Origin of the sequence: Gilliamella sp. B3783 (assembly GCF_026536125.1) — a bacterium.
Lineage (GTDB): Bacteria > Pseudomonadota > Gammaproteobacteria > Enterobacterales > Orbaceae > Gilliamella.
The window spans coordinates 40148-52426 of record NZ_JAFNOU010000005.1; the positions used below are offsets into that span (position 1 = coordinate 40148).

A 12279-nucleotide genomic window follows, 5' to 3' on the forward strand; every position below is an offset into this window, starting at 1 on the left:
CAAGTTCTTAGTAATCATTTAAAATGTCGTCAAGTGGATCGCCTTTATCGCCGCCATTTGAAGAGTTTCCGCGTTCAGAAAGGCTAAGATAGATTAACGCCAAGGCAATGCCGAGCGCACCTAGCGCAATTAAGGTTAATTGTGATATCGCTGCAACCACAAAGCCAATAATGAAAAATGGCCATACTTCGCGGTTTGCCATCATATTAATGACCATGGCGTAACCAACCGCAACAACCATTCCTCCGCCAATTGCCATACCTGTTGTTAACCATTCAGGCATCGCTTCTAATGCGCCTTTTACCGTTTCAGCAGGGATAAATAAAAGAGCTGCTGCTGGGATTGCGATTCTTAGACCTTGCAAACAGATCCCCAAAATTTGCAATAATTCTATTTTACGAATATTTGCTTCTTCTGCTGCAGCATCCATCATATGGACTAATGGAACAGCAATGGTTCGCACAATCATAGTTAAGAATAATCCAGCTACAGCAAGTGGAATGGCAACTGCAATTGCGGTTGAAACACCAGCGACACCTTGCCCACCTAAAACTAAAATGATAGATGAAGCCACTGCGGCTAATGCTGCATCAGGTGCGACTGCTGCCCCAATGTTTGCCCAACCTAATGCAATCATTTGTAATGATCCACCTAATACAATACCCGCTTCTAAATTTCCGGTCACAAGTCCAATCAACGAACAAGCAACCAAAGGTTGATGAAATTGAAACTGATCTAAAATCCCTTCCATACCAGCTAGGAAGGCAATAACTATCACCAAAATGATAGCAATAATTGATAATGTCATAATATAACCCCTTAAATAAACTAATTCTTTTGCTCAGCTAATTCTTGTTTCGCTTTCTTTAATAATTCATCCATATTATCGTTAGAATCATTAGGTACTTTACGAACGTCAAATTTGACGTTTTTAGCTTTTAACTTTTCGAAGGTTTCAACGTCTTGTGCATTCATTGATAACACTTTATTAACCATGACCTTACCCACAGAATGTGCCATCGAACCAACATTGACAACATTGATATCAACACCACCTTCAATGGTTCTTAATACATCTTCAGGGTTTTCAAATAGCAATAAAGCTTTGGTATTGCCAAAACGAGGATCATGCGAAACTTCAATGATTTTTTTGATAGGAACCACGTTTGCTTTCACACCAGGAGGCGCCGCTTCTTCAATCAGTTTTTTTCTTAACTGGTCCTTAGCAACTGAATCTGATACGACAATAATACGGGTAGGATTGGTTGATTTTGTCCAAGAAGTGGCGACTTGACCATGTAATAAGCGAGAATCGATACGAGCTAACACAATTTTCATCTTTCCATCACCGACAACTGTACCTTCTGGAATAGCTGCAGCGGGTTTAGATGTTTGTGTTTTGGCAGGTTCAACTGTTGCGCGAATGCCTTCTTTAGCAGATTCTAAAATTGCTGATGCAATTTCTTTGGCTGTTTCCATCGAAAAGCGTGATGAGTAAGCTTCAATTAACATAGGTAAGTTTAAACCAGCTACAATCGCCCAATTACTATGTTCACCACATAAATTATTCGCTTGATTGAAAGGTGTTCCGCCCCATAAATCCACTAAAAAAAGCACTTCATCTTGATTATCGAATGTTGCTATTGCAGCAAGCATTCTCTCTTTTAAACTTTCAGGACTGTCACTTGGATGCAAGGTAACCGCTTTAACGTTTTCTTGTTCACCAAATATCATTGTTCCTGATTGTAGAATCCCTTCTGCAAACTCGCCATGAGTTGCAAGAATAATTCCTACCATAGATCTTCCTCCAAATATTTATCTCATTGGATAATAATAAATTACTTTAAATGAGCACCAAAAACTAGTTTGGTTTAGTTAAGTCATATGTAAAAATATTGAACATAAATAGTCTGTTTATAAAAAATATGAGGTACATAGTTGTTTGTAAAACAAATGTTTATATTCCTAATTTTTATATAATTAACTGTTAAATCATAACATTTATTAATAAGTTAAGTATAGATAATCTATTTTTTTATAGAAGAATTTTATCTATTTTTAAAAAATCATTTATTTTTGTTACGAAATTTTGCTAATTATTGATCATCCATCTAATAATGGATACTGTTATTTTATGCTTATTGATAATCAGTATTTACTCTTATTATATGATGATTATTACTGGTTATTGACGCAAAATTAATTATCAGTTATTTAATCCATAATGATGGATTTTGATATTAAATCAACAAGTTGTTGACTAAAACATCTACCATTTTAGACTTTTAGGATGATTTTCTTCAAAGCTAATTGATTGGTTTTTGTCCATTTCGTCAGGTATGTTTTGCTAACATGCAACTCAATATTGCTGCTGATTTAATTTTAAGGAGTTTTTTTATCGCTCAACTTTAGATCACATCAAACAATGTCAAAGATAACTGATGTGATCTATACGCTAAATTAGATTGTCTTAGTTTTTTGATTTACCAAATGCAACTGTAAAAATTAAATTGAGATTATTTTCGTCAAATGTACTATATTGCTATTTTTTAAAAATACATTTGAACTAAAAATCACCTTTTTTAAAGGTATTTTAATCGTTATTTTATAAGCCATGATCTTTTAGCGCACGACGAATAAATCCACTATTTTCTGATAGGACCTTTTTGGCTTGCGTAAAAGATAGATTAGCTAAAATCATTAAAATAGCTGTTTTACAGTGTCGATTACTTTGTTGTAATGCTAAAGTCGCGGTTTGTCGGTCACAATCGGTTGCTTGCATAACAATTGATATTTGGCGCTCAATCAGTTTAGCATTGGTTGCTTCAACATCTACCATCAAGTTACCGTAAACTTTGCCAATCTTAATCATACTTGCTGTGGTTAACATATTTAGTACAAGCTTTTGTGCCGTGCCCGCTTTCATTCTAGATGAGCCGGTGATCACTTCTGCACCAACAATGGGAGTGATTGCGATATCGGCTAATTCAAGCATGGGAGCTTTGGGATTGCAGCATAAGCTTACAACTTTGCACCCCAGTGATTTAGCAAAGTGCATGGCACCAAGAACATAAGGTGTGCGCCCACTAGCTGCAATTCCGACTAAAACATCGTTGGCTGATAAATTGATCTTGGTTAAATCACGTTCAGCTAATTGTGGATTGTCTTCAGCATTTTCAACAGCATGAAAGATTGCCTGCTGACCACCAGCGATTAAGCCGATGACCAGTTCAGGCGGTGTGCCATAAGTTGGTGGGCATTCACTGGCATCTAAAATGCCTAAACGCCCCGATGTGCCAGCACCAATGTAAACTAATCTACCTTGATTTAACAAAGCATGACTAACTACATCTACTGCTTGAGCTATGTTGCTTAATTCTTGCTCTACTGCTAAGGCAACTTTTTTATCTTCATTATTGATAATTTTAAGAATTTCTAATGTAGAGCAATTATCAATTTGTTCACTATTGAGATTGCGGCTCTCGGTTAACATAGAAGATAAATTAATATTTTGCATGTTTTCTTAATCCTAGCCATAGAAGAAATATTATTAGCGTAAATAAGCAACCAAAACCTACACCAATAGCAATAACAGGGAGGTTGAGCGCAACGGCTAAGGTATAAAGCCCTAACATGATCATCATTGCACTATATTCGCTTAAGTTTTGGATTGATATGACACTACCTGCACCAACTAAATCTTTGCCCATTTTTTGGATCAAGGCATTGAGTGGTACTAAGAAAAATCCACCTAGTGCACCAATGATCACTAATAAAATATAGGATGAAATGATATGGCTTTGCAATGTAAAAGCTATAACGGCAATGCCCATCATGATTCCAGCAGGAATACAACGTAATGTTTTATCGATCGAAATAAATGCACTAGCTAAACCAGCGCCAATTACAATGCCGATGGCAACAATGGCATTAAGATTGGTCGGGGTTGAATTGTCAACAATACCTAAAACCACAGGCACCCAGCTAATCAATAAAAAACGTAATGTAATGCCTGCTCCCCAAAATAGGCTGGTGCCTAATAGCGTATATAAAGCTTGTTTATTACTGAAGATGATTTTGACTGTGCGGGTAAAATCTTTCACCATACTGGTAAATTTCCAGTGAATATCTTTTCTTGCAGCAGGTAACTTGGGAATAAATATGTTAGCAATTACGGCGAGTGCATACATTAAAACACAAGTAAGTAAGGATGCACTGACATTCATATCGGCAATATGCCCACCAGCCAAAGAACCCAGCAGAATTGCTGCAATTGTTGATGCTTCAATTAAACCATTCGCTTTTATTAACTTATCACCCGATGTCAGCTCGCCTAAAATACCATATTTTGCTGGAGAGTAACCGGCAGCGCCAATACCCACTAAAAAATAACCGATAAAGGGACTAATATTTAAGCAGATACTTGCTGCGCCAATTAATTTTAGACCATTGGCTATCATCATCGCTTTGCCTTTGGACATACTATCGGCAAATTGGCCAACAAAAGGAGAAAGAATTATAAAAGGAACAACAAAGCTAATTTGTAATACTGATTGGCTCCATTGTGGGTAATGCAAATTTTTAATATAAGCAAGAATAGCAAAAAAGATTGCATTATCCGCAAATGCTGAAAAAAACTGCGCTAGCATGGTTGCTACCATGCCTTTGCTTAATAGTGAATATTGTTTCATAGTAGATTCTGACTTATTCATCGGCCATTTTTCTTAGCGTGATAAAATCGATTTTACCCGTGCCAAGTAATGGTAACTCTTTAACAACCCGAATATCACGTGGAATGGCTAATGTCGGTATACCCAGTTCTTGAGCGGCTTGATTGAGTAATTCTCGATTAATGTTAGACGATGTGGTAAACAGTACAATTGCTTCGCCTTTAGCCGAGTCTGTTTTCACTGTTGCGCCATTCATCGAATCGGGATCGACTTTTTTGGCTAGAGCTTCAACACTTTCTAATGACACCATTTCACCGGCAATTTTAGCAAATCGTTTTAAGCGTCCTTTAATGGTAACAAAACCTTCGTTATCAATAGCGACAATATCGCCAGTATCATACCAACCTTTTTCGACCTTGCCGTTTTCATCTGTGGCAGCAGGGACTTCAAGTTTACCTGGATTTTCAACACGTAAGTAGCCTTTCATCACGTTAGGCCCTTTTAATTGTAGTTCGCCACCATCGGTAATCCCTGATATCGGAATTAATCGTGAAATCATACCCGGTAGTAATCGTCCAACTGTGCCCGCTTTAAAGGCCATAGGCACATTAAGGGCAACAACCGGTGCACATTCGGTCACACCATAACCTTCTAAAATACGAATACCAAATTTATCTTTCCATTGTTCTCGAACTGAATCTGGTAGTTTTTCAGCACCCGCAACTACGTAACGTAAGCGCATAAAATCATAAGGGTGTGCATATCGCGCATAGTTAGCTAAGAATGTTGGTGTACCAAATAGAACAGTACAATTTTGGTCATAGATAATTTCGGGAACCATACGATAATGTAATGGATTTGGATATAAAAAGGTTCGACTGCCTGAAAACAGCGGTAAAAATAGACCAGCAGTAATACCAAAAGCATGAAACAGTGGCAAAGCTGACATAAAACGGTCTGCTGGTGTTGGATCGATAACTGTTCGAATTTGTTCTACATTGGCAATCAAACTATTATGGCTATGTACCACACCTTTAGGATTACCTTCAGAGCCGGAAGTAAAGAGTACTAATGCTTCGTCATCACTAGATTGACGACGCTGAACCAAACGTGGAATATATTGATGAATTAAAATATATAATTTATCACTGAAGGTTAAGCTTTTACGTAAATCTTCAAGGAAATACCATTTAACACCCTTGACTTCTTCAAGTAAGTAATCAAGTTTACCTTTTTGGATGAATTTTCGAGAAGTAATAATGGTTTTAATTTCAGCCGCTGTTACCGCACAGGTTATGCCTTTGGTGCCTGCTGTATAATTAAGCATTGCTGGAATTCTGTTTTTAACCGATAAACCAAAAATAGTTGCAACAGTAATTGTTGCATTTGGTAATAACAGCCCGACTCGTTCTTTTCTTTTCGTTATTTTAGCAATGATGCAACTAACACCAATAATTTGTTTAAGAAGGTTTCGGTACGACGCTTCCGATGTTGTCGGGTCTTGCACCATACGTGACTTAACCCCGTATTTTACTTGTGCTTCAAGTAAAGCTTCAAATAGTGTCAATTTGGGGCGACTTTCCATGCGAGCATTCATCATAATTTCATGCAGTTTTTCGCCTGCAATGTAACGCCTATCTCTGGCTTTTGGCGCATTTGGCATTGGAATAGAGGTCGGCTCAAGAACATGAATAGTTATCTTTGGAAACAAATGCCGTTTGAATAATCCTTTTAAACGACTGGTTAAGGTAAACTCCGCCCCTTCAATCCAAACTGGTACGATAGTCGCTTTAGAACGAGCCGCAACAAAAGCCGCACCATCATAAATTTTCATTAACGAACCTGTTATTGTGATTCGGCCTTCAGGGAAAATCACAATTGGCCGGCCTTTTTCAATTTCACGAACTAATCGTTTTATTGCCATAGGACTGATAGGATCCATTGGCACAAAATCAACATAACGCTTTGCTAAACGTACCAACCAATGGTCTATATAGCCTGCGTAGATAGCAAAAACAGGTTTTACTGGTAAAAAAACACCGATTAAAACGCCATCGAGGAAGGAAACATGATTAGGCGTGATAAGAAGCCTATCTTGTTTTAAATTATCTAGATTGCCATGAACTTTAACATGAAATAAAATCTTAAGAAAAAATTTTAGTATTTTAAATAACATCTGATTTCTCAATTGTCGTGCAAAATTACACTTTGTCATAATAGTGAAAAAGTAAGCAATATACAAGATAAGCAATTTATCCTGTTATTTCAATTAAAACAAAACATTATTATAAATGCCATTAGGGCTATTGAATAATTAGACAATCGATGTTGCTCAAAAAAATAAGCATTAAAAAATGGACTGGAGATAAAATGTTAATATTAACGGCTAATGAGATTAAAAAAGTTTATACCATGCAAGATGCGATTGCAGCAGATAAGCAAGCTTTGAAAATTTATACCGAGGGTAACAGTGAGGTACCATTACGGATTAATTTTGATATGCAAAAGGGGCAGAGTTTATTTATGCCTGCACATATAAAAGGGAGCGATATTGTCGGCATTAAAATTGTGTCAGTCTTTCCTGATAATCCAACCTTAGGTAAGCCATCAGTACCGGCACAAGTCTTATTGCTTAATCCACAAACAGGTGAAGTTTGTGCAATGTTAGATGGCACTTATGTTACTCAACTTCGAACTGGTGCGGTACAAGGCGCGGCAACAGATTTATTAGCGCGTAAAGATGCTCGTCGCGCGGTATTGATTGGTACGGGAGGACAAGCTGTATCTCAGTTGGAGGCAATGCTAACTGTTCGTCCACTAACAGACGTGGCCATTTTTGATATTGATAGTGAAAAAGCCAAACAGTTCACCGAAGCGATGAAAAGACAATTTGAACATTTCTCTGCTAATTTTTATTGCTCACAGGACTTGGATCAAGATATTAGTCAAGCCGATATTATTACTTCTGTGACGACTTCAAAAGTAGCGACGTTTAATGGTGCTAACGTTAAACCAGGCACTCATATTAATGGTGTTGGTGCTTATACGCCAGAAATGCATGAAATTCCAAGTGATGTAGTGAAAAAATCGTCTATTCGTGTTCTTGATACTAAAGCAGGTGTTTTTGCTGAAGCCGGCGATATCATCGATCCGATCAATCAAAAGTTAGTGTCTAAAGATGATTTTTTAGAATTAGGCAATTTAGTGATGGACTCTACGCTATGTCGTGAAAATGATCAACAAATTACGTTATTTAAAACCGTTGGTACCGCTGTGCTAGATGTTTACGTTGGCTATGATATTTACTTAAAAGCCAAACAAAAAGCAATCGGCTTAACAATATAAAATAGGGCAATAGCCCTTTTTTTTACACAAATTTTTAAGTAAGCAATAGCCTTTTATCGATATAAAACTTAACTTTTTAATTCTTCTTTTTGCGAACGCCCAAGTAATGCCATTGCCGCTTGTTTTGGATCTTTATGTTCATATAGGACTTGATATATCTGTTCTGTAATTGGCATATCGACGTGATTGTTTTTAGCTAATAGCCAGACTTCTTTGGTGTTTTTATATCCTTCGACAACTTGAGCTATCGTTTTTTGTGCTTCTTCAATGGTTTTATTTTGACCTAATAATATACCAAAGCGACGATTACGTGATTGATTATCAGTACAAGTTAAGACCAGATCACCAAGCCCAGCCATCCCCATAAAGGTGGCAGGGTCAGCGCCAAGTTTAGCACCTAATCGCATCATTTCAGCCAATCCTCGGGTAATTAGCGCTGTTCGAGCATTGGCACCAAAACCAAGTCCATCAGATAGACCTGCACCAATAGCAATAACATTTTTGACAGCGCCACCTAGTTGTACGCCAATAAAATCTTTACTGCTATAAACACGAAAACTTTTACTACAGTGAAATAAATTCTGTAACTCAGTTAAAAACAAATCATCGGTCGATGCAACGGTTACCGCAGTGGGTAAACCTGATGCGACTTCTTTGGCAAAGGTCGGACCAGAAATGACTGCTAAAGGAATTTCATTACCTAGAATTTCTCTTGCTACATCTTGTAATAAACGTCCTGTGTCGGCTTCTAAACCCTTTGTCGCCCAAACGATTTTTGAATCTTTACGTAAAAAAGGTTTAATTTGCTTTAAAATAGTAGCAAAAGCGTGACTAGGTACTACAATAAGTAAGATGGGTGCAGCACTAACAGCGGTTTGTAAATCCGTTTCAACCTGTAATTCAGGTGGAAAAGCAATATCTGGTAAAAATTGCTTATTTTGCCTATCTTGCTGCAAAATAGTCATTTTATCAGGGTTATGACCCCATAATAGTGTTGGATGACCATTACGAGCCAGTAATATTGCTAAAGAGGTTCCATAGGAACCTGCTCCAATGACTGTTACTACAGCGCTTTTTTTCATGAATAATCCAATAAACTGATTAAAAATTTATTGCCAAACAACCACTATTGTAGTGTTTCAGCAGAACTAGCTTCAGCTTGTTGTTGAAGATAGTTAAGGAATAGTGCATCAAAATTTACTGGCTCTAAATTGAGTTGAGGGAATGTACCTTTGGTCACTAAACTTGACACGACTTCTCGAGCATAAGGGAACAATATATTTGGACAGTAAGCCCCAACGCAGTGTTGTATTTGGTTTTCATCAAAGCCAATTAATGAAAAAATACCGGCTTGAGTAACTTCACATATATACACAACTTCATCTTGTGACTTCACTGTTACTGTGACGCGCAAAGCAACTTCATACACGCTTTCATTCAAAATTTGAGATGATGAATTAAGTTCAATATTCATGTCAGGTTGCCATTGTTTTGTAAAAATTTCTGGCACATTATTGGTTTCGAACGAAACATCTTTAGTATAAATACGTTGAATTGCGAATTGTGTTTCGGCTTGTTGTGTATTGTTTTGTTCAGTCATGATAAAACCTTATTTATTTTTAAATTATATTATTTTCTAACTAATGGTAAATTTTCGCCATTCCATCCAGCAATGCCATCTTTTAAGGCATAAACATGTAAAAAACCTTGTTTTACAAGAATTTCACCAATATTTGTTGATGATAAGCCATTTTCATCGATTAAAATAATAAGATCCTCTTTGAATTTATCAATGGTTTTGGCGCTTGCATTTTTAATATCAATCGGCAAGATATTATGAGATTCAGTCACATGCCCTTTTTTGAAGCTATCAGCAGAACGAATATCAACAATAACGGCATTTTGCTTATTGATCATATTGATTGCTTGAGCATTATTAATAATCTTAACTTTCGATAATTTGCTTTTAATCGTTAATACAATGATTGCAATGAATAACACAATCCAACCGAGTGAAAGTAAAAGGTGATTTTTTACAAAAGGAATAATTTCGAGTGTAATAAAGTCCATACTTATGTGATTACCTGATTTTTTCGATATAAGCTAAGATTATAGCGATATTATGCGGTGAAATATAGTACCATTATGTGAAAACATTATTAATGTCATGATGATTATTCGATTTTTAAGTTAAAAATAGATGACTTTAAACAGAATGATATTGATAAGTGGTTACTCAATTGATTACGTTTTTCTAATTTAGTGATATGAATTCCAATCAAATATCCTCCAAATAACGCAAGGAATCTTTATTAGTTTCTCCTATTTTTTGCATATCATGGTGACCAATTTTTCTGGTTTGTTTCAATATTAACCATCGAACAGACAACAAGTAGCACTTACTTTTTCTAATACTAAAATAACACTGAGAAAAACTAAAAATTATTATTGAATTATCATGAGGCATTAAAAAATGCTGGAGTAAAGTTCAAACAAAATATCTGTATGCACCAATACTGAAAGTTTATAAAAGCTGCAACTGTATATAACTTATTTTATATTGGTTTTAGTTTAAGCTTTTGTAATCTTTGATTAGGTAGCAATGATTGGTTTTGGTGCATTACTTTGGTGCTTATTGCTTTATTTTGGTGCAATAATAATATTTGTGTTATTATCAGGTTAGCTTATTGACCACTTAAGCATGGTTAAAAAATGGCATCATATTTGCATAACTGTAAACAACTTGGCAAAAATGCCTTTTAAACTGAACAATTATTTGTCCTTAATGGAGAAGATACATGTCTACACAAAAAGTTTTAACACTAATTAAAGAAAACGATGTTAAGTTTGTTGATTTACGTTTTACCGACACAAAAGGTAAAGAACAACACGTAACAATTCCTGTTAGCCAAATTGATGCTGATTTCTTTGAAGATGGTAAGATGTTTGACGGTTCATCAATTGCAGGTTGGAAAGGTATTAATGAATCAGACATGGTATTAATGCCAGATGCATCAAGTGCGGTAATTGATCCATTTTTTGAAGATGTGACGTTAAATTTGCGTTGTGATGTTTTAGAGCCTGCGACATTGCAAGGTTATGATCGCGATCCCCGTTCAATCGCTAAACGTGCTGAAGAGTTTTTAAAATCATCAGGTATTGCTGATACGGTTATTTTTGGACCAGAGCCAGAATTTTTCTTATTTGATGATGTGCGTTTTGGTACGCCAATGTCAGGTAGCTTTGTACATATTGATGATATCGAAGCCGCTTGGAACTCAGGCACTAAATATGAAGAAGGCAATAAAGGCCATCGTCCAGCAGTTAAAGGTGGTTACTTCCCACTTCCTCCCGTTGATTCATCCCAAGATATTCGTTCTGAAATGTGTTTAATCATGGAGCAATTAGGTTTAGTTGTTGAAGCGCATCACCATGAAGTAGCAACAGCAGGTCAAAACGAAATTGCTTGTCGTTTTAATACATTAACTAAAAAAGCCGATGAAGTGCAAATTTATAAGTATGTAGTACAAAATGTTGCGCATGCTTATGGTAAAACAGCGACATTTATGCCTAAACCGATGTTTGGCGATAATGGTTCAGGTATGCACTGCCACCAATCATTAGCCAAAGATGGGGTAAACTTATTTGCAGGCGATAAATATGCGGGTCTATCTGAAATGGCGCTATATTATATCGGTGGTATTATTAAACATGCTAAAGCAATTAATGCCTTTACCAACCCTGCAACTAACTCGTATAAACGTTTAGTCCCAGGTTATGAAGCACCAGTGATGCTTGCTTACTCAGCACGTAACCGCTCTGCGTCAATTCGTATTCCTGTTGTGACGAGCCCTAAAGCACGTCGCATTGAAGTTCGCTTCCCAGATCCAGCCGGTAACCCATACTTATCATTTGCAGCGCAGTTAATGGCTGGTTTAGATGGCATTATCAATAAAATTCATCCGGGCGATGCGATGGATAAAAACTTGTACGATTTACCACCAGAAGAGTCTAAATTAATTCCACAAGTGGCTGGCTCACTTGAAGAAGCACTTAATGCTTTAGATGCAGATCGTGAGTTCTTAACTCGTGGTAACGTATTTACTAATGACACTATCGATGCTTATATTGATTTAAAACGTCAAGATGTTGATCGTGTTCGTATGACTCCACATCCTGTTGAATTTGAGTTGTACTATAGTTTATAAGTTATTTTCGATTTAACTTAAAGTGCTCCACCGCTAATCAGCGGTGGTGTCTAGCG

9 protein-coding genes and 2 pseudogenes are annotated in these 12279 nt (G+C 36.5%); 2 read left to right on the forward strand and 9 right to left on the reverse strand.

Annotated elements, in window-relative coordinates; genetic code table 11:
- Window positions 1-7: 7 nt before the first annotated feature.
- The 6 genes and pseudogenes from J3U59_RS06075 to aas all read right to left on the reverse strand — a co-directional run bounded on the left by J3U59_RS06075 (window position 8) and on the right by aas (window position 6846).
- Complete coding sequence (locus J3U59_RS06075) at window positions 8-808, reverse strand: PTS mannose/fructose/sorbose transporter subunit IIC (protein ID WP_065633697.1); 801 nt, start codon at window positions 806-808, stop codon at window positions 8-10.
- Between the two features lie 20 nt (window positions 809-828).
- A pseudogene (locus J3U59_RS12030) lies at window positions 829-1377 on the reverse strand (PTS system mannose/fructose/N-acetylgalactosamine-transporter subunit IIB); the annotation flags it as partial.
- A gap of 47 nt (window positions 1378-1424) precedes the next feature.
- Window positions 1425-1797, reverse strand: a pseudogene (locus tag J3U59_RS12035) (PTS sugar transporter subunit IIA); the annotation flags it as partial.
- Between the two features lie 808 nt (window positions 1798-2605).
- Window positions 2606-3517 (reverse strand): N-acetylmuramic acid 6-phosphate etherase, encoded by a 912-nt coding sequence (gene murQ, locus J3U59_RS06085; RefSeq protein ID WP_267333803.1) that lies wholly within the window; start codon window positions 3515-3517, stop codon window positions 2606-2608.
- Window positions 3504-4712 carry a lysophospholipid transporter LplT gene (gene lplT / locus J3U59_RS06090; RefSeq protein WP_267333802.1) on the reverse strand — a complete coding sequence of 403 codons (1209 nt, stop codon included), beginning with the start codon at window positions 4710-4712 and terminating at the stop codon, window positions 3504-3506. Before lplT ends, murQ begins: the two co-directional genes overlap by 14 nt.
- Window positions 4705-6846, reverse strand: a complete 2142-nt coding sequence (gene aas, locus J3U59_RS06095; RefSeq protein ID WP_267333801.1) for a bifunctional acyl-ACP--phospholipid O-acyltransferase/long-chain-fatty-acid--ACP ligase — start codon at window positions 6844-6846, stop codon at window positions 4705-4707. Before aas ends, lplT begins: the two co-directional genes overlap by 8 nt.
- Window positions 6847-7040: 194 nt before the next feature.
- On the opposite strand from aas, the gene J3U59_RS06100 reads away from it, so the two are divergent.
- Window positions 7041-8015, forward strand: coding sequence for a hypothetical protein (locus tag J3U59_RS06100; protein WP_267333800.1), 975 nt, complete (start codon window positions 7041-7043; stop codon window positions 8013-8015).
- A 68-nt stretch (window positions 8016-8083) separates the two neighbouring features.
- Here the strand turns inward: J3U59_RS06100 and gpsA are convergent, their stop codons facing one another.
- The 3 genes from gpsA to J3U59_RS06115 are packed head-to-tail and all read right to left on the reverse strand — an operon-like array spanning window position 8084 to window position 10085.
- Entirely contained in the window at window positions 8084-9097 is a 1014-nt protein-coding gene (gpsA, locus tag J3U59_RS06105; protein ID WP_267333799.1) for an NAD(P)H-dependent glycerol-3-phosphate dehydrogenase, read from the reverse strand.
- Window positions 9098-9141: 44 nt separating this feature from the next.
- Window positions 9142-9615 (reverse strand): protein-export chaperone SecB, encoded by a 474-nt coding sequence (gene secB, locus J3U59_RS06110; protein ID WP_267333798.1) that lies wholly within the window; start codon window positions 9613-9615, stop codon window positions 9142-9144.
- 29 nt (window positions 9616-9644) lie between these two features.
- Window positions 9645-10085, reverse strand: coding sequence for a rhodanese-like domain-containing protein (locus J3U59_RS06115; protein ID WP_267333797.1), 441 nt, complete (start codon window positions 10083-10085; stop codon window positions 9645-9647).
- Window positions 10086-10813: 728 nt separating this feature from the next.
- On the opposite strand from J3U59_RS06115, the gene glnA reads away from it, so the two are divergent.
- On the forward strand, window positions 10814-12223 hold the full coding sequence (glnA, locus tag J3U59_RS06120) for a glutamate--ammonia ligase (protein ID WP_065633690.1): 1410 nt from the start codon (window positions 10814-10816) through the stop codon (window positions 12221-12223).
- Window positions 12224-12279 lie beyond the last annotated feature (56 nt).